General features: G+C 68.1%; 15 protein-coding genes and 1 pseudogene. 5 read left to right on the plus strand and 11 right to left on the minus strand.

What is annotated here, in order from left to right:
• Positions 1-85: 85 nt before the first annotated feature.
• The 4 genes from ABIB14_RS05850 to ABIB14_RS05865 all read right to left on the minus strand — a co-directional run bounded on the left by ABIB14_RS05850 (position 86) and on the right by ABIB14_RS05865 (position 4,419).
• On the minus strand, positions 86-778 hold the full coding sequence (locus ABIB14_RS05850; RefSeq protein WP_354234812.1) for a type IV toxin-antitoxin system AbiEi family antitoxin domain-containing protein: 693 nt from the start codon (positions 776-778) through the stop codon (positions 86-88).
• A gap of 390 nt (positions 779-1,168) precedes the next feature.
• On the minus strand, positions 1,169-2,269 hold the full coding sequence (locus ABIB14_RS05855; protein ID WP_354234814.1) for a polyprenyl synthetase family protein: 1,101 nt from the start codon (positions 2,267-2,269) through the stop codon (positions 1,169-1,171).
• Complete coding sequence (locus tag ABIB14_RS05860; protein WP_354234816.1) at positions 2,266-3,603, minus strand: geranylgeranyl reductase family protein; 1,338 nt, start codon at positions 3,601-3,603, stop codon at positions 2,266-2,268. The genes ABIB14_RS05855 and ABIB14_RS05860 overlap by 4 nt, the downstream gene beginning before the upstream one ends.
• 12 nt (positions 3,604-3,615) lie before the next feature.
• A complete protein-coding gene (locus tag ABIB14_RS05865; protein ID WP_354234818.1) occupies positions 3,616-4,419 on the minus strand; it encodes a demethylmenaquinone methyltransferase in 804 nt (267 codons plus the stop codon).
• Positions 4,420-4,506: 87 nt separating this feature from the next.
• Here ABIB14_RS05865 and ABIB14_RS05870 point away from each other — a divergent pair, with 87 nt between their 5' ends.
• The 4 genes from ABIB14_RS05870 to ABIB14_RS05885 all read left to right on the plus strand — a co-directional run bounded on the left by ABIB14_RS05870 (position 4,507) and on the right by ABIB14_RS05885 (position 8,864).
• A complete protein-coding gene (locus ABIB14_RS05870) occupies positions 4,507-5,907 on the plus strand; it encodes an isochorismate synthase (RefSeq protein WP_354234820.1) in 1,401 nt (466 codons plus the stop codon).
• 220 nt (positions 5,908-6,127) lie between these two features.
• Complete coding sequence (locus ABIB14_RS05875) at positions 6,128-7,084, plus strand: ABC transporter substrate-binding protein (RefSeq protein ID WP_354234822.1); 957 nt, start codon at positions 6,128-6,130, stop codon at positions 7,082-7,084.
• Positions 7,085-7,122: 38 nt separating this feature from the next.
• Positions 7,123-8,091: an amino acid ABC transporter permease gene (locus ABIB14_RS05880; RefSeq protein WP_354235122.1), complete on the plus strand. Its 969-nt coding sequence runs from the start codon at positions 7,123-7,125 to the stop codon at positions 8,089-8,091.
• Positions 8,088-8,864: an amino acid ABC transporter ATP-binding protein gene (locus ABIB14_RS05885; RefSeq protein ID WP_354234824.1), complete on the plus strand. Its 777-nt coding sequence runs from the start codon at positions 8,088-8,090 to the stop codon at positions 8,862-8,864. The genes ABIB14_RS05880 and ABIB14_RS05885 overlap by 4 nt, the downstream gene beginning before the upstream one ends.
• A 161-nt stretch (positions 8,865-9,025) precedes the next feature.
• Here ABIB14_RS05885 and menD read toward each other — a convergent pair whose 3' ends face one another.
• The 4 genes and pseudogenes from menD to ABIB14_RS05905 form a co-directional block, all read right to left on the minus strand.
• Positions 9,026-10,762, minus strand: coding sequence for a 2-succinyl-5-enolpyruvyl-6-hydroxy-3-cyclohexene-1-carboxylic-acid synthase (menD, locus tag ABIB14_RS05890; protein WP_354235123.1), 1,737 nt, complete (start codon positions 10,760-10,762; stop codon positions 9,026-9,028).
• 68 nt (positions 10,763-10,830) lie between these two features.
• Positions 10,831-12,576, minus strand: coding sequence for an arginine--tRNA ligase (argS, locus tag ABIB14_RS05895; protein ID WP_354235124.1), 1,746 nt, complete (start codon positions 12,574-12,576; stop codon positions 10,831-10,833).
• Between the two features lie 23 nt (positions 12,577-12,599).
• Positions 12,600-12,943 (minus strand): annotated as a pseudogene (locus ABIB14_RS05900) (alkaline phosphatase PhoX); the annotation flags it as partial.
• 97 nt (positions 12,944-13,040) lie between these two features.
• Positions 13,041-14,087 (minus strand): o-succinylbenzoate synthase, encoded by a 1,047-nt coding sequence (locus tag ABIB14_RS05905; RefSeq protein WP_354234826.1) that lies wholly within the window; start codon positions 14,085-14,087, stop codon positions 13,041-13,043.
• A 386-nt stretch (positions 14,088-14,473) separates the two neighbouring features.
• Here ABIB14_RS05905 and ABIB14_RS05910 point away from each other — a divergent pair, with 386 nt between their 5' ends.
• On the plus strand, positions 14,474-15,367 hold the full coding sequence (locus ABIB14_RS05910; RefSeq protein ID WP_354234828.1) for a phosphatase PAP2 family protein: 894 nt from the start codon (positions 14,474-14,476) through the stop codon (positions 15,365-15,367).
• A gap of 33 nt (positions 15,368-15,400) precedes the next feature.
• On the opposite strand, the gene ABIB14_RS05915 is transcribed toward ABIB14_RS05910, so the two are convergent.
• The 3 genes from ABIB14_RS05915 to ABIB14_RS05925 all read right to left on the minus strand — a co-directional run bounded on the left by ABIB14_RS05915 (position 15,401) and on the right by ABIB14_RS05925 (position 18,381).
• Positions 15,401-16,615, minus strand: coding sequence for an MFS transporter (locus tag ABIB14_RS05915; RefSeq protein WP_354234830.1), 1,215 nt, complete (start codon positions 16,613-16,615; stop codon positions 15,401-15,403).
• A gap of 104 nt (positions 16,616-16,719) precedes the next feature.
• On the minus strand, positions 16,720-17,496 hold the full coding sequence (locus tag ABIB14_RS05920; protein WP_354234832.1) for a hypothetical protein: 777 nt from the start codon (positions 17,494-17,496) through the stop codon (positions 16,720-16,722).
• A 150-nt stretch (positions 17,497-17,646) separates the two neighbouring features.
• Complete coding sequence (locus ABIB14_RS05925) at positions 17,647-18,381, minus strand: GAF and ANTAR domain-containing protein (RefSeq protein ID WP_354234833.1); 735 nt, start codon at positions 18,379-18,381, stop codon at positions 17,647-17,649.
• Between the last annotated feature and the right edge of the window lie 16 nt (positions 18,382-18,397).

Raw genomic sequence — 18,397 nt, forward strand, 5'->3', positions numbered from 1 at the left:
AGCGAGGCCGGGAATCCGCCATGCCCGAAACCAAGAACCGCGGCCGCCCCTGACAAACAGTCAGGACCAACCGCGGATCGGTGGATCAAGGCTTAACCTGCCCCGGCTCCAAGTGCGGCGCGCCGTCGGTCTCCACCACGATGGAGCCCTCCACAAGGAAGTCGACCTCCCCCACACCGGGGATCTCGACGTGCCTGCGCACCTGCAGCCCTGCCCGGGAGAAGGCCGTGTTAGCGAGGACTTCCAGCAGAGAATCAGCACGGGGAATCACCAGATCCAGCACCGATCTGGCGCGGGCGTTTCGGTTGCCGCCGAGTTTTCCGCGGAGGAACGCCAGAGCAATGTCCCCGCGGCCCACGGCACACTGGACCATGACCAGTGCTTCCAATTGCGGCAGGCAGTTCATGGCGTGGATCAGTACGTCGGCCAGCCCGGCCACCGGGAGATAGGGATGGCGGGGATGCCGGCAGCGGCCGTGCCCCACGGAACCGGGGGGCGTGGACCGATGGCCGACGCATAGATGCAGTCGCTTTGCCGGCGCCAAAGTCCACAAGCCATAGCCCGGCGCAGCCGACAGGCAGGTCAGTAACCCGTTCAGCTCACGCGCGGCCCGGTAGGTGCTGGAATCCTGCGGCAGCGCATAATGCCCGCGGCGGATCTTCAGCAGGGCGCCGTCACCCACGGCCTTGGCGATCCGGTGGCGGCTGAATCCGGCCCGCCCAAGGTCCGCGGCAGCGGCCGTTCCGCCCCGTGATGCCAGGAAATCGACGACGTTCATTCAGCCACTGTGCGCCCCGGACGTCAGCGGAGCCCACTCCGACTGCGCCATGTGGACAACGCCGCGGCGGCCGAGGGGCACTTTGGCGCGGACACGCCGTCCAACCAGGGCTATTGCACCCGTCCGGTGCCCAAAGTGCCCCCGCACCGCCGCGTGGAACACCCGCCAAAATCGGTGTCACGAAATTTACAAATCCCCTAGACAATATGACACAACCGTCATAGGCTCATTACAGGTTCACTAAATGCCTCCGGTGAATCTGATGCGAACGGAGAAATGGCCCCGGTTCCGCACAACGGACGACTCGTACGTTGTGCGGAACCGGGGCCATTCCGTTTAATCTCAGGCCGACACATCCGACGGGGGCGGGCCAGCCATCTGGCGGGGACCCTAGCTGCTGCGGTCCACCACGGCGCGTGCGAAGCTGGTCAGCGAATCCTTGACGACGCCCTCGGGCAGCGGGGCGAGGGCTGCGATGGCTTCATCCGCCCAAGCGCGCGCCACCGTCCAGGACTCCGCGGTGACAGGGTGTTCGCGCAGCGCAGCGACGGCGGCGGCGAGGGCCTCATCGGAGCTGAGGTCGCCGTCAATCAGTTGCAGCAGTTCGACGGCGGACCGGTCGCCGGCGGCCGCGGCCTTGCGCAGCAGCAGAACCGGCAGCGTAGGCACTCCTTCGCGGAGGTCGGTGCCCGGCGACTTGCCGGACTTGACCTTGACGCCGGTGACGTCGATGACGTCGTCGGCGAGCTGGAAAGCGACGCCGACCTTTTCGCCATACTCAACCAGCAGCGCCTCGTACGCCGGGTCGGCGTTGGAGAAGATCGCGCCGAGCTGGCCGGAGGCCGCCACGAGCGAACCGGTCTTGTCCGCGATCACGGAGAGGTAGTGCTCCACCGGATCCTCGTCCGGCCGGGGTCCCACGGTTTCGTGCAGCTGGCCGAGGCAAAGCCGCTCGAAGGTGCGAGCCTGGATGCCCAGCGCGCGGCCGCCGAGCTCTGAGACCAGGATCGAGGCGCGGGCGAAGATGAGGTCACCGGTCAAAACAGCCACGGAGTTGCCCCAGACTTCATGAGCAGTCGGAGCGCCGCGGCGGAACGGCGCAGAGTCCATCACGTCGTCGTGGTACAGCGTGGCCAGGTGCGTCAGTTCGACGACGACGGCGGCCTGCACTACCGCCGGCAGCGAGGCGTCGCCGAGGTGGGCGCAGAGCAGGGCCAGCAGCGGCCGGATACGCTTGCCGCCGGCTTCGACGAGGTGACGCGACGTGGCGTCAGCCAGCGGGTCCGAGTTGGCGATGGCCTCGCGCAGCCTCTTCTCCACGCGCGCCAGGTTCGTGGTGATTGCCGGACCGAGCTCCGGGTCCCCGGCGATTGCTGCGAAGCCGGCCGGCAGTTGAAGGCCGGTCGCGATGGCGGTGGTGTTGAGGCTGGGTTCAGCGCCCGGCAGGCCGTGTCCGGCGTGCGTCCAGCTTTGGTCTGCAGAGTTGGTCACGGGTTAACCCTAACTTGTCGCGGAGTCCGCGGATTTGGGACTGGAACGGGCCGGGTATTGGAGGTGGCCGGGACCAGGGATTCCAGGACCCGGATCATCCGGTCCTCGAAGCCCCTGGCCGAGGGATCGGTCAGGTTGGCCAGCAACCGGACCACGAACTTCATCAGCACGGGAATGGGCATGCCCGTCCGGAGCGCCAGTTTCATCACGGCCGGCTTGCCGATCACCGCGGCAAAGGCGCGGCCCAGAGTGAAATGCGAGCCCCACTGCCCGCGAACAAAGTCCGAGTAGCCGGCGAGGTGCGCATCGGCGTCGGCCCCGCTCCAGCCGGCCGAGGCTGACCGCGCTGCGCTGTCGATGATGAACTCGGCCGCAAAGCGGGCGGACTCCATGGCGTAGGAGATGCCCTCGCCGTTGAACGGGGAAACCATGCCGCCGGCATCGCCAAGCAGCAGCAGCCCCGGCGAGTAGTGCGGGGTGCGGTTGAAGCCCATGGGCAGGGCCGCGCCGCGGATCTCCCCTATCTGGTTTTCGGGCGTGTAACCCCACTCGGGCGGCATGCCGGCGGTCCATTCACGCAGGACCTGCTTGTAGTCCAACTTGCCGAATTCTTTGGAGGAGTTCAGGATGCCCAGGCCCACGTTGGAGGTGCCGTCCCCCACGCCGAAGACCCAGCCGTAGCCGGGCAGCAGCTTGCCGTCCCGGCCGGGAAGCTCAAGCCAGCCTTCCATCCAGTCGTCGTCGTGCCGGGGGCTGGTGAAGTAGGTGCGCACGGCAACGCCCAGCGGGCGGTCATCGCGCTTTTGGATCCCGAGCGAGACGGCGGTGCGGCTGGAGTTGCCGTCGGCGGCGAGGACGACGTCGGCGCTAAAGTCCCGGGTTTCCCCGGTCCTGCGTCCGGCGTCATCGAACAGCGCGGCGCGGACGCCGGTGACGCGGCCGTCCTCGGAGCGAAGCGCCCCGGTAACGCCGTGGCGCTCGAGCACGACGGCGCCGGCGGACTGGGCGTGCCGGGCCAGTTCCTCGTCGAAGCCCAGCCGGGTCCTGATCAGCCCGTACTGCGGGAAGTCGGAGACCTCGGGCCAGGGAAGTTCGATGGTGCGGCCGCCGGCGATGAGCCGCAGGCCCTTGTTCCGCCGCCAGCCCTCTGCTTCGGGGTGCGGCAGGCCGAGCTTCTGGATCTCCCGGACCGCGCGCGGGGTGAGCCCGTCGCCGCAGACCTTCTCGCGCGGAAAACTCGTCTTTTCCAGCACTGTGACATCGATGCCGGCCTGGGCAAGGTAGAACGCGGCGGTGGACCCGGCCGGTCCCGCCCCGACGATCAGTACTTTCACGGCAGCTGTGAGCTAACGCTCGGGCCGGGTGATGTTGCGGCGCAGCTTGGCCACGGGACCGGTGTGGTTGGCCAGCGCGGCCGCGCCCGCGGCGGGATCAGTAGCTCGGCCGGAGGCGGGGGCAGCGGGTTTCTGGGCGCGGTGCACGGCGACGATGCCGCCGCTGAGGTTGCGGTAGCTGACGCTTTCCCAGCCGGCTTCCTGCAGCCATGCGGCGAGGTGGTCCTGGTCCGGCCACGCGCGGATGGATTCGGCGAGGTAGACGTAGGCGTCCGGGTTGGAGGAGACCTTGACGGCGATGGCTGGCAGTGCGCGCATCAGGTATTCGGTGTACATGGTGCGCCAGAGCGGCACCACGGGCTGGGAGAACTCCGCGATGACCAGCCGGCCGCCGGGCTTGGTGACGCGGAGCATTTCGGCAAGGGCCTTCTTAGGCTCGTTGACGTTGCGCAGGCCGAAGGAGATGGTGCTGGCATCGAAGGTGTTGTCCGCGAACGGCAGCCGGGTGGCGTCTCCTGCGATGAAGTCAATGTCCGGGCGGCGGCGCTTGCCCACCTTGAGCATGCCGAGGGAGAAGTCGCAGGCAATCACGTTGATCCCCGCGTCGGCATATGGCTCGCTGGACGTGCCGGTTCCCGCGGCCAGGTCGAGCACGCGCTGGCCCGCCTTCATATCCATGGCTTCGACGACGATCCGGCGCCAGCGGCGCGTCTGTCCCATGGACAGGACGTCGTTGACCACGTCGTATTTCGGGGCGACGTCGTCAAACATGGTGGCTACTTCGTCCGGACGCTTATCCAAGGATGCTCGGTTCACCCCGTTATTGTCTCAAATCTTCCACGCACCCCCTAACCGCGGGCGCATCCGGGGCGCGTCGGACGTCGGGAGTAGTGTTGTCTCATCATGACGAGCGCGTTTCCTACCAGAATTATCAGAACACTGACAGTCCCCCTCGATGCAGATTCGTTCCCCGGGGGGCTGCCGTCGTTTCTGGTCCGCGACGATGTGCTGTGCTGGACCCGCCGCGAAGCCGGCTTGGTTGCCTTCGGCGAGGTGGCCCGGTTCACCGCGACCGGTCCCGAACGGTTCCTGGAGGCGGACATCTGGTGGCGGCACCTGGTCCTCGAAGCGGAGGTCACCGACGCCGTCGACTGCCCCGGCACCGGTCCGGTGGCCTTTGGCTCCTTCGCCTTCTCCAAGGTCTCCGCACACTCCTCCCGGCTGATCGTCCCCGAAATCGTAGTCGGGCTGCGCGACGGAACTGCCTGGCTTACCCAGCTCAGCTTCGACGACGGCGAACTCACCGAAGGTGCTGCCCACGCCGCCCTGCGGCGCTGGCTTGACGTAGCCGGCGCCGCGCAGCACCTTCCGGCTTCGGACGCCCCATCGGACTCCGGGTCTGAGGCGCCGGAACCCGCCTCAGGGATAACCTCGTCGGAGCAACCGGCCGCCGGGAGGGAAGCCAAGCTGAGCACTGGCTCGCTCTCTGAAGCGGACTGGATGGCCGCCGTCGCCGATGGTGTCGCCGAAATCCGGACCGGGGCGCTGGAGAAGCTGGTGCTGGCCAGGGACATCGTCGCCACCGTGCCCGACGGCGTGAACGCCGCCGAGATCCTGCGCCAGCTCGCCGTGCGGTACCGCGAATGCTGGACCTACGGCGTCGACGGGCTGGTGGGCTCCACCCCCGAAATGCTGATCCAGGTGGAAGGCCGCACGGCGCAGGCACGCGTCCTGGCCGGCACCCTGGACCGCCGCGACGCCGAGGGCATAGCCGGTTCGCCGCTGGAATTTGCCGAGCGTGTGCTCGCAGGGTCCGAGAAGCAGCGGCACGAGCACGACATCGCCATCGCGTCGCTAACGACGCAGCTGGCGCCGTTCTCCGAGGCCATGACCGCGCACAGTGAGCCATTCATCCTGGAGTTGCCGAACGTCTGGCACCTGGCCTCGGATGTAAAGGCCGAACTGGCCGAGGTGGAAGGCCACGTGCCCACCTGCCTGGCACTGATCAATGCGCTGCACCCCACCGCTGCCGTCTGCGGCACCCCCACCACGGTGGCCGGGGCGCTGATCCGCAAACTGGAGCACCTGGACCGTGGGCCGTATGCCGGACCGGTCGGCTGGCTCGACGCCGCCGGCAACGGCGAGTGGGGCATCGCGCTGCGCGGCGCGGTGATCGAGGGTCCGGACACGGTCCGGCTTTACGCCGGTTGCGGCGTCGTGGAGGGGTCGGTGCCCGAAGCCGAACTGGCGGAGACCTGGGCGAAGTTCCGCCCGATGCTGGAATCTCTGGGCATCAGCAACTGACGCACGGCGGCCGCCACCACCGCCCGCCCGCCGCGGAGCGCCGTGACGAATCCGGGATGAATCCGGGATAACAGACAACGTCCCAGCGAACCGCTTGCATTTCACCCGGGATTAGTTATCCAATAGTAAAACTAAGTTTTCTGTGACGTACATCTCTTGTTTCGGCGATATACTATTCCGACTTAGTTTTCGCATCCTCCTGCAACAAAAGGTAAGAAAAATGCAGATCTCCCGTTCGCTCCTGAGTAACTCCGCGCTTAAAGCCGCCGCCGTGCTTGCGGTCGGCGCCCTGTCCCTCTCTGCCTGCACCAACGCCTCCGAGTCGGGCACGGGTGGCGGCGCCGCGACGCCATCCGGCAGCGCCAAGGTAAGCTTCGACCCCACCACGGTGAAGAAGGACGATTCCTTGGCTGGCATGGTCCCCGAAGCCATCAAGTCCAAGGGGACGCTGACCGTGGGCGCGGACACCAGCTACGCTCCCGCTGAATTCCTCGGCGCCGACGGGCAGACTCCGGTGGGCTACGACGTCGACATCGCCAAGGCGATCGGCGCGACCCTGGGACTCAAGGTCCAGGTGCAGACGGCCGAATTCACTGGAATCCTTCCTGCGCTCGGCCCGAAGTACGACCTCGGCATCTCCTCGTTCACCATTAACAAGGAACGCCTCGGTGCCGTAAACATGGTCAGCTACTTCAACGCCGGCACCGCCTGGGCCGTGCAGAAGGGCAACCCGAAGAAGTTCTCCCTCGACGACGTCTGCGGCAAGTCGATCGGTGTCCAGACCGGCACCGTCCAGGAAGACCCGGACCTGTCCGACCGGAACAAAAAATGCACTGCCGAAGGCAAGAAGCCGATCGACATCATCACGCTCAAGAACCAGACGGACGTGACCACCCGGCTGGTTAACGGCAGTATCGATGCCATGGCGGCGGACTCCCCCATCATCGGCTACGCGATCACCCAGACAAACGGGCAGATCGAGAAGCTCGGGGATGTCTACGACGCCGCCCCGCAGGGCATTGCCGTCGCCAAGTCGGACACCGCCCTTGCCGACCTCATCCAGAAAACCATGACGAAGCTCATCGCGGACGGCTCGTACAAGAAGATCCTGGAAGGCTGGGGCAACGCCGAAGGCGCCATCACCAAGTCTGAGGTCAACCCGACGGCTGCACCTTGAGTCTTCCCGCCACCGACCACGCATCAGGGGCAGCATCGATGGAGCGGCAGCACGGCAACGACGCGCCGGTACTGAACAAAGCCGTACCTGTGCGGCACCCCGGCCGGTGGATCAGCGCGGTCATCATCCTCGGCTTCCTGGCCGTATTCCTGCAGTCGCTGGTCACCAACCATAACTTCCGCTGGGACATCGTCGGCACCTACATCCTGGACGTTAAGGTGGTCCAAGGCGTGGGCTGGACCCTGATCCTGACAGTTGCCGCCATGGTGCTGGCCATTATTCTCGCCATCCTCCTGGCCTTCATGCGGCAGTCCGACAACCCGGTATTCCGCTGGTCCAGCTGGGTGTGGGTGTGGTTCTTCCGCGGTACCCCGGTGTACACGCAGTTGGTGTTCTGGGGCCTGATCTCGGTGCTTTACCCGAAGATCAGCGCGGGCGTCCCGTTTGGACCCGAGCTCTTCAGCATGGATACCAGTACGATCGTCACCGCCACCGTCGCGGCCATCCTGGGCTTGGGCCTCAACGAATCCGCGTATCTGGCCGAGATTTTCCGGGCCGGCCTTAAGTCCGTGGACCGCGGCCAGATGGAAGCGGCTGAAGCGCTGGGAATGGGCAAGACCAAGATCATGTGGCGGATCATCCTGCCGCAGGCCATGCGGGTGATCGTCCCCCCTACGGGCAACGAGACGATCGGCATGCTTAAGACCACCTCGCTGGTGCTGGCCGTCCCGTTCACCTTGGACCTGACCTTCGCCACGAACACGCTGGCTAACCGGACCTACCTGCCGGTGCCACTGCTCATTGTGGCGGCGATCTGGTACCTGGTCATCACGAGCATCCTCATGGTTGGCCAGCACTTCATCGAGGCGTACTACGGCAGGGGTGTGGACAATCTGGCTCCGGCGACGGTAAACCCCGCAGCCGCCAAGGCCTCCGCGGCGGTAGCGCCCAGCGCCGACGCTGAGCCGGCCTTGAGGATGGATGTCCCCGAGGAGGATACGAAATGACTGCCACCATCGAGAACCCCTTGGTAAAAATCGAGGGCCTACACAAGTTCTACGGACCGCACCACGTGCTGCGCGGCATCGACTTGACCGTCAACCAGGGTGAAGTGTCCGTGGTGATCGGGCCGTCCGGTTCCGGCAAGTCCACTATGCTGCGCTGCGTGAACCTGCTCGAAACCATCAGCGCCGGGCGGATTTCGGTCGGTGACCAGCTGATCGGCTACCGCGAGATCAACGGACGGCTGCACGATCTGAAGACCAAGGAGATCGCCGCCCAGCGCCGCGAGATCGGCATGGTCTTCCAGCGCTTCAACCTGTTCCCGCACAAGACGGCGCTGCAGAACGTCATGGAAGCCCCGGTCCAGGTCAAGGGCCAGCCGCGGGCCGCTGCCCGGAAGCGTGCGCTGGAGCTGCTGGACCGGGTGGGCCTGGCGGACCGGGCCGGCCACTACCCCGCGCAGCTATCCGGCGGGCAGCAGCAGCGGGTGGCCATTGCCCGGGCCCTGGCCATGGACCCGGAACTGATGCTCTTTGACGAGCCCACGTCCGCGTTGGACCCGGAGCTCGTGGGTGATGTCCTGAACGTCATGAAGGACCTCGCAAAGTCCGGCATGACCATGATCGTGGTGACCCACGAGATCGGCTTCGCCCGCGAGGTGGGCGACCGCCTGACGTTCATGGACGGCGGCGTCGTCGTGGAATCCGGCGACCCGCGTGAGGTGCTTGCGAACCCGCAGCACGCCCGCACCAAGGAATTCCTGAGCCGGGTGCTGTAGCCGACGCGCACGGAGCCTGTCGACGCACAAATGCCCGGTCGTTGCTGGAATGCCAGCAACGACCGGGCGTTTCCGTAGCGCGGGGAATGATGCGCCGCCCGGGTCAGCGTCGGGTTTTTTCGCGCCGCAGGGCAACGGCGTGTCATCGGCCGGACGGTGCGTTAGTCCGCGCCGAGGACCCCGGACACTGCGGCGGTAACGGCGGCGCGGATCCGCTCATGCAACTCCCGGAGCCCGTGCCGGTCCGCCCGCACTTCGATGATGCTGCGGCCCTCGATGGGCCCGGCCAGCGCCGCGGCGAGCTCCGCCGTCGTGCCGACCGCGCGGTGCGCCACACCGTAAGCGGCGGCCAGCGCGGCGAGGTCCACCGTGTGCGGGGTGCCGAAGAGGCGTTCGACGGCGGTGCCGTAGCGGCCGGAGCGCTCGATGGCGCCGTGCTCCAGGAGCCCGAAGATGGCCCCGCCGGCGTCGTTGAGGACAACGATCCGCAGCGCGGGCACGGCCTCGCCCGCGCCCAGCAGCAGGCCGCCGGCGTCGTGCAGGAACGTCACGTCGCCCAGCAGCACGGTGGTTTCCTGCCGGCCGCCGACGGCGATGCCGGTGGCCGTGGCGAGGGTACCGTCGATCCCGGCAAGGCCCCGGTTGGCGAAGACGGTGGCCTGCGGTTCCTGCGGCGGGGCGCCCGCCAGGTCGACGTCGCGGATCCCGTTGGAGGAGCCCAGGACGAGCTGCCCCCTGGTATGCGCCCAGACCAAGGCCCCCACCGCGGGGCCCGAGACTGCGGGGCCCGAGACGACGGGGCCCGAGACTGGGGGGCTGGGGACTGCGGGGCTAGCGACGGCTGCCGCATCCGAGGCGCCGGAGAGCACCAGGTCCACGGCGTGCTGGGCGGCGGCGCCGGCCAGCAGCCACGCATCGAGCCAGGCCGGTGTGCCCCGGCCGGCGAAGTCAGCCAGGTCCGCCAGGGTCTCGAGTGGCAGTTCGGTGCGGCGGCCGGGCTCGTACCAGGCCACCGGAACCGGCTGGTAGAGCGCAGACGGGACGTCGGCGCGGGCCAGCAGGACGGAGACCGGACGGGAGAGGGTCGGCCGGCCGAACAGGACGACGCGCTCGATTGGCTGGCCGGATTCCGGCCCGAAGTGTTCCAGCAATAGCCGGTAGGGGCCAACGGCGTTCGGGCCGAAGCGGGCGTTGGAGGAGGGCTCGGCGAGCAGCGGCAGGCCGTGGGCGCGCGCGAACGCCTCGGCGACGGGGCCTGCGTCGTGCCCGGCCAGGACCACGGTGCGCCGCTCGGGCAGGGCCGGGGACGCGGCCGGGAAATCCAGGGCCAGCGGGGGCCGCGGGGCATGGTGGACACGACGGCCAGAGGCTTCGCCCAGGCCGTCGCCGTCGGCCGGGACGAGCGGGTCGCGGAACGCCAGGTTCAGCTGCACGGGCCCCGGCGGGATGTCCTCGAAGGCCCCGGTGGCGGCGCTGAGCGCGGTCTCGACGGCCCGCAGCGGGTTATCCCCCGCCGGTACGTCGACGGCGAAGCGGACGTGCTCGCCGAACAGGTCCGGCTGCACGGTGGTCTGGTTGGCCCCGGTGCCGCGGAGTTCCTCCGGCCGGTCGGCCGAGAGGACCACCAGGGGGACTGCGGCGTGGTTGGCTTCCATCACGGCCGGCAGCAGATTCCCGACGGCGGTCCCCGAGGTGGTGAGCACTGCTGCGGGGGCACCGGTGGTCAGCGCCAGGCCCAGCGCGGTGAAGCCGGCGTCGCGTTCGTCGATCCGGACCAGCAGCTCGACCCGGCCTGCGGCGTCGGCCTCGGCCAGCGCGTAGGCCATCGGCGCAGAACGGGACCCCGGGGCCACCACGACGTAGCGGACCCCGGCGCCAATCAGGGCCGCGACGGCCATCCGTGCGGCCTCGACCGCGCCCAGCCCGCCGCCGCTTGGAGCAGGCGGGGCCGGCCGCTTGTCGACGCTCACATGTTCTCCGGTGTCTCGATGCCCAGCAGGTCCAGGCCGCCGGAGAGCCGCCGCAGGACCAGTCCGCACAGGGCCAGCCGTGATTCCCGGACGGTATCCTCCGCCTTGAGCACGGGGCATTGCTCGTAGAAGGCGGTGAACAGCTGGGCGAGTTCGAACAAGTAGGCGCACAGCCGGTGGGGTTCGAGCAGTTCGCCGACTTTCTGCAGTGTGGAATTGTATTCGAGCAGGTGCAGGGCCAGTGCGCGTTCGGCGGGTTCGACGACGGCGATGGTCGTTCCGGGTGCCGCGCCGGCGGCAGCGCCGAGGTGCCGGTCCAGGTTCCCTGCCTTGCGCAGGATGGAGCGGATCCGGGCGGCCGCGTACTGGACGTACGGGCCGGTGTTGCCGGTGAGCGCGAGCATCCGGTCGAAGTCAAAGACGTATTCGGTGTCGTGCCCGGTGGAGAGGTCGGCGTACTTGACGGCTCCGATCCCGACTTGCCGGGCCGTGACGGCCCGCTCGGCGTCGCTGAGCTCGGGCCGGCTGGCGTCGATGACGGTCCGGGCCCGGTCCACGGCCTCCTCCAGCAGCGCCATCAGCTTGACCGGATTGCCGGCGCGGGACTTCAGGATCTTGCCGTCTTCCCCGAGCACGTTGCCGATCTGGACGTGGGTGGCCTCCACGGTGTCCGGCAGCCAGCCGGCGTCGCGCGCCGTGGCCATCACCATCCGCAGGTGCACGTTCTGCGGCGCGCCCACCACGTAGAGCACGCGGTCCGCTTCGAGTTCCCGGACCCGGTGCCGGATGGTGGCAAGGTCGGTGGTCCCGTAACCGTAGCCGCCGTCGGACTTGCGGATGATGAGCGGCAGCGGTTCGCCGTCCCGCCCGCTGAAGCCGGCCGGGAACGTGCAGAGCGCGCCTTCGCTGATCCGGGCGATGCCGCGCTCCTGGAGTTCCTGACACAGCTGTGCCAGGTGCGCATCGTAGGAGCTTTCGCCAGCGATGTGGTCGTCGGTGAGGCTGATCCCGAGCATCGTATAAATCGCGTTGAAGTAGCGCTTCGACTGCGCAACGAGCCGCTGCCAGACAGCGAACGTTTCCGGGTCCCCGGCCTGCAGCGCCACGACGCGCAGCCGGGCGCGGGTGGCGAAACCGGCCGGGTCCGCAGCAGAGGCGTCGAACTTCGCCCGCGCGGTCTGGTAGAAGGCGCTCGGGTCATCGACTAGGAGGGCGGCGTCGGGCGAGTCCTCCCCCACCTCAAGCCAGTGCTCGATCAGCATGCCGAACGGCGTTCCCCAGTCGCCGATGTGGTTCTGCCGGATCACGGTGTGGCCCAGCGCCTCAAGCACCCGGACGATGCTGTCTCCCACCACGGTGGTGCGCAGGTGCCCGACGTGCATTTCCTTGGCCACGTTCGGGGAGGAGTAGTCGACGACGACGCGGTGCAGTGGCGCCTGCCGTGCGCCGTCGCCAACGGGTTCCGCCGCGTTGACCAGTTCCTGAATCCAGCTGCCGTCGAGGGTCAGGTTGATGAAACCGGGCCCGGAGACCTCCACGAGGCTGCAGATGCCGTCGAGGTCCAGGGCTTCCACGATCCGGGCGGCCGCGTCCCGGGGCGGCAGGCCGACGTTTCTAGCCAGCGCCATGGCCGCGTTGACCTGGATGTCGGCGAACTGCGAGGGTCTGATCACCGGATCCGTGTCACGGAACTCGTCGCCGAACGCGTGGGCGATAGCTGCCTGGACTCTGGGGACCACCATTTCGGCCGGATTATTCACACTGTTCAAATTATCAGTTCCCGCCCTGCCCGAACGCTCCCGTACAGGCAACGCGGGGTCGTACCGGCTTTGACGTAATCCGGAAAGTAGGAGCGCTGGTCCGCGAAGGAGCCTTCCTCGCCAGGGTGCTGACCGGCCACGAAAACGGTGCGCTGCTCGTCGTGGATGATCGGGCCGCGGGTCTCGGCGTCGCGCGGAACGGGTTGTTGGTGCAGACCACGTACACCTTGCCCGCGTATAGGCTCGGCTGGACATCCTCACAGCGGTCCATCTTGGTGGGGCCGACTTTGTCCGCAGCGAGGCGGGTGTAGACCGCTGCCGACGACGGCGAGCGCACCGGCGGCGCTGAGGCCAGGGGCGGGCCGGCGGGACACCGATGATGAGTCCCGAACACCTCACAGGGGCGAACGACGCGAAGCGGATCCGCCGGTGAAGTTCCTGTTAACTCAGGGCATGGATGTTGCTGGTGGGCCGGCTGCGAGCACGGCGTAGGTTCGCCGGAGCCGGTCCAGCCACCAGTCCCTGCGCGCCGGCGGCGCGGCGAACTCGTCCAGCAACCCGGGGTCGACGGCCACATCGCGAAGCCGGATGGAACCGTCGTCGGGGACCAGGGAGTCCCGGGTGACGTCGGCGGCGAGCAGCGACACGGTCCCGAGCCCGCAGGCGTAGGGCAGTTCGGGCAGGGCCGCGGCGAGCGCCAGCCCGGCCCGGATACCCACCGAGGTGTCCAGGGCGGAACTGACCACGGCGGGCAGGCCGGCCTGCGCCACGATGCGGAGGGCGCGCCGCACTCCGCCCAGGGGTGCGACCTTGACCACGATCAGGTCCGCGGCACCGGCGCGCGCCACCTTGAGCGGGTCCTCTTCCTTGCGCACACTCTCGTCCGCGGCAATCAGCACCGGGACCCCCGAGGACCGGAGGCGACGGCGCACTTCGGCAAGGCCGGCGATATCCGGGACCGGCTGTTCGGCGTACTCCAGCCCGACGGCGGCCAGCCGGGTCAGTGCCTCGACGGCCCCGGCGACGTCCCAGCCGCCGTTGGCATCGACCCGGATCGCAGCGTCCGGCAGCACTGCGCGGACGGCAGCCACCCGGGCGGCGTCTTTGTCGAGCGTCTGGCCCGGCTCGGCGACCTTGACCTTGACCGCGTCCACCCGGCCGAAGCGGGCGAGAATATCCGGCACCTGCACGGCCTCGATCGCCGGAACGGTGGCGTTGACCGGGATACTGTCCCGCAGAGGCTCCGGGAAGCCCTGCCAGCCGGCTTCGACGGCAGCGGCAAGCCAGCGTGAGGCCTCCGCGTCGCCGTACTCGGGAAAGGGGCAGAACTCCGCCCAACCCAGCGGGCCGGGGAACAGCAGGGCCTCGCGCTTCGTGATGCCGCGGAACTTCACGCGCATCCGCAGGCTAACCACTCGGGCGACGTCCAGGAGTTCTTCCACGCCGCCGGGGTTCAGTCCGGAAGGGGGTGTGGTCTCGTCGGGGCTCGGCATGTATGTACTCTACCGGCGGGCCCGCTCACTGCGGGCTGCGCGGCGAAGCCGGCGGCGCAAGGCCTTGGGCGGGCCGGCTTCGACTGGGGGTGAGCTCCAGTTTTAGGAGTCTCGTCTGCATCGGCCCGCCCAAGGAGCGCCCCCGGGTTCTACCCACGCGGGTTCTGGAAGTCTATGGATACGGCTCGGGGCCGGCCCGAGTAGCCGCTACTCGTCTTGGACCTGGTGCTGCGCGCTGGCTGGCAGCGCCCGGGCAGCGGTGCGGACATGGGATGACCCGCAGCGTTCTGTGGGACCCTATAACGATGAGTTTTCGGCAGCACCGCAGCAACGTGCAGACGGCGTCGCAAGGACCCCGGCGATTGGGCCTGTTTGACCGTGCCGGAATGCGCCCTGCACCGGAGCTGCGGGGCGTTGGACGGGCGGCCGGATTCTTCTTCCTGCTGGGCACCCTCGTCTGCCCAGCCGTCCTCGCCGCCACCTATTACTTCTTCGTGCGCACCACCACCGGACAGTTCATCGACGAATCTGCGTTGGTCGAGGCCGTTGGGATCCACGGGGCCGCCGGCAGGGCGAGCACCAAGCTCCTGGACTGGCTGCCTGCCCTCTCGGTCGTGCTCGCGTGGGCGGTGGTCGTCGTCGTAACGATTGCGCGCCGCCGGTGGGCCGCCGCCGGCATCGCCGTCACGGCCGCCTTAGCGGCAAACATCGCCACGCAGATCCTCAAGGACCTGGTACCGGTCCGGCCGTTCCGCGGAATTGAAACCCTGGAACTCAATTCCCTCCCGTCGGGCCACACCACTCTGGCGGCCTCGGCCGCCGCCGTGGTGTTCCTGGTGGTCTCGCCGCGCTGGCGGCCGCTGGCTGGCTTCCTGGGCGGCAGCTTCGCTGTCGCCACCGGAGTGTCCACGCTCATCAACCAGTGGCACCGGCCCGCAGACGTGGTGGCAGCGTTCCTGGTGGTGGGTGCGTTTACCCTGCCAGCGGGCTGGTTAGCGACTCGCACCGGGCGCCGGTGGAATGTCTGGGATGGCTACGACAGCCATTGGGCGTCCGCCCGGCTGTGGGTGGTCCTCCCGGTACTGGCAGGACTTGCCTTCGCCGCGGTGGCCGCCTATTCGCTGCTGAAGATCGCGCCGGGGCCGGCCCAGGAAGGCAGCACCACGAACTATTTTTGGGCCGGCACCTCGTTGATCGTCATCGCCGGCTACCTCGCCACCGTTGCGGGCGTGTGGTTGTTTGGGCAGGCCGCACGACGCCGGTTCGCCGCCAGCGCCTGACGCGCGGCCCTTTGGTCCTTAACCTCGGAACCCTCAGTAGTTGCGGCGGTGCCTGAGCCGGGGAATAGTGATCGCGAAGACCGCAGCAGCGGCGAACCCGAGCAGACCGGTGGCGCCCACACCGGCGCCCAGCGAAACCGCGGCCGTGACGCCGGAGAGCAGCATCGGGCCGCCGGTGGCCCCGGCGTCGGCCATGAACCGCCAGATTCCGAGGAACTGGCCGCGGCCGTTGTCCGGCGAGAAGTCGGCGCCGAGGGTCATGTTCAGCCCGGAGCTGATGCCGTTGCCGAATCCGATCAGGAGCGCGGCCAGCATCAGGCCGACGAACCCGGTGCTGAGCGGGATCAGCAGCAGCGCCGTGCCCATGATGAGCGTGGATGGCACCGCCACCCACTGGCGGCCCTTGCGGTCCATCAGCCTGCCGGCCGGGTAGAAGACCAGCATGTCGATGCCACCGGAAATGCCGTAGATCAGGGACGCGTGGGTGGCATCCAGGCCGAGGTGATCGGCCCAGAGCGGGATCACCACCTGCCGGGACGCGCGCAGGGCACTGAGCAGCAGCACGCCCAAGCCAACGCTGAGGAACACGCCGGCGTGCGAGGCCGCGACGCTGCGTAGCGTGGGCTGCCGCACGGGGGTGCCGTCCGATGGGGCCGGCGGTGCCACCAGATCCGGGATGGTTACGGAGAGCCCCGCGGCTGCCGCCATCCCCACCACGCCGGCCCAGTAGGCCGCGGTGATGCCGCCGAACTGCATCACCGCGGCCCCGATGAAGGGGCCGATAAAGATGCCGATCCGGTTGACCCCGCCCAGGGTGGACAGCGCCCGGGCCCGGAGGGTGACGGGGACGGCCTCGGTCAAGTACTTTTGCCGGGCCAGGCTGAATACGCTGGCGGCCATGCCGACCACCACCATCGACGCAGCCAGCAGCCAGATTCCGTCGGCTGCCAGCGGCGCCAGTGCTGCGGCGGCGAGGGCGACGGCGCTCGCGGCGGCGGCGCCCACGATCGCCCAGCGCTCGCCGAACTTCAGGGTGATGAGAGAGGCCGGCAGGTTGAAGAACCATGACCCGAGCCCGATCAGTGTCACGACCAGCGCCGCGACGGCCACCGAGGCACCCAAGTCGCGGGCGGACAGGGCGACCACCGGCAGGATCGCGCCTTCGCCGATGCTGAACAACAGCGCCGGGCCGAAAGCAGGGACGGCGATGCTGCGGAGGCTGAACGGGGCGATGTCTGTGCTGGTCATCCCCTTCATTCTAGGCCGCGGTGCTGCGGCAGCCGGAGCCCACTACGCGGGACCAGAAGTCGACGCCGAATGCGGGTGATGAAGAATTGCGCCGCCAACCGTCTCTAGCGCGGCGGCTTTAGGCAGGACCTCACAACATAGATATAGCTCCTGGTGACCGTCAGGTCCGGACTCTCGATTCGGTCCTTCATGAACGTCACATGCCGGTTGGCATCGTTGGCCAACTCCGTGCCGTAGCGACCCCATTGGAAGCCCTTGCTAAATACCGCTCCAACACGACCCGCTGCCAACCCTGCCACGGCTTTGGCTGCAGCTTCAGGGGTCTTGTCCCGCAAATATGAGAACGTGAAGGGGCGATCCGCAAAGTCTTTCTTGTCCGCCGGCGCAACGGAGTCCATCGCCGCCGAACATACGAGGTCATGGAGAGTTTCCCCTCCCAGTTTTGCCACTGTTGACTCGTCCGAGGCACTTCGCACCGTCGCATGGGCTGGGACGGCCTGCCGGGCCTCCGAGGCAAGGCTTAGCTGGGTACCCGTTGCTGTGGAAGCGGAGCTCATCGCATCCCGGATGGCACGGTGTAGCGACTCACCTCGTTGTAGTGCAGCTACGGCGTCGGGCTGGCTTGCTGCATCGTTGCCTAACGCGGCTCGAGCCTTAGTCAGGGCACGGTTTAAATCGTCGGCGGCGGGGGCGGCGGCGCTCTCGCCGGTCTGCAGCCATTGCGTGCGGTTTCCCACCTTGGACGCGGAGCTGACGACGACACGCTCCAGTTCGTCCAGCGCCGCCTTGTAACTATTACTGCTGCATCCGGCGGCGGTCACGGCGGACGCCGTCACAACCAGCGAAAACACGGTAATAATGCAATGCCGGAATTGACGCATGGTGGCCTCCTCGCACCGTCGGCCCCCACCCCGTGCGGCACCCATCGGTATATCATCGGCCACGCCAAATTGTAAGCCGCCAGGCGAATCAGGCGGGCGGACTACCGTGACAGCCGCGGAGATCAGCCCCTCGAAATGCCTCCGTGAGGGTCAGCCGTCAAAGTGCGTTCGGATTTCCTGACCCGTGAGGTTCTTCAGCACACCCGCGGCGACGTCGCGGAGCTTCTGGTTCCGGTTGCTGGAGACCCGGGTGAGGATCCGCATCGCCTCGTCCTGCGAGCACCTGTTTTGGGCCATCACCACACCGCAGGCGACGTCAATGGTGGTGCGGTGTTCCATCGCTGCCTGCAGGTCCTCAGCGCGGGCCTGAGCGGTCCCGATCCGGACAGCCAGGCGCAACGCCCGGCCCGCCAGGTCAGCGAACCCGGCCGCCTCGGCCACGATGGGCTCCGTGAAGACGCCGGTCGAGGAGGCGAAGAAGTTCAGCGCGGCCGCCGAGTCCTCGCCGATTTCCAGCGGGACGCCGAGGGTGCTGCGGCAGCCGTGGGCGGCGAGCTGTTCCTGGTACTCGGGCCAGCGCGGATCGGTGTCCACGTTCGCGAGGAGCACGATGCCACGGGTCCGCAGTGCCTCGATGCAGGGGCCCTCGCCCAGGCTCTGCTCGATCCGGTCCAGTATGACGGCGTTGTTGCTGCTGCCGGCCACGGTCATGGTCTTCTTCCGGCGCTGGAGCGTCACGCCGCATTCGATGTCCGCACCGACGGAATGGCTCAGCGTCGCCGCGGAGAATTCCGCGAGGCGCTGCAGGAAGTCCTCGACGCTTTCGGTGCCCGCAATCAGATCCTGCAACTGGACGGCGGCGTCGTCTCCGGCGTACTTGCTCATGGCCTAAATGTAGTGC

It is taken from the genome of Arthrobacter sp. UYEF3 (assembly GCF_040546245.1).
GTDB lineage: Bacteria > Actinomycetota > Actinomycetes > Actinomycetales > Micrococcaceae > Arthrobacter.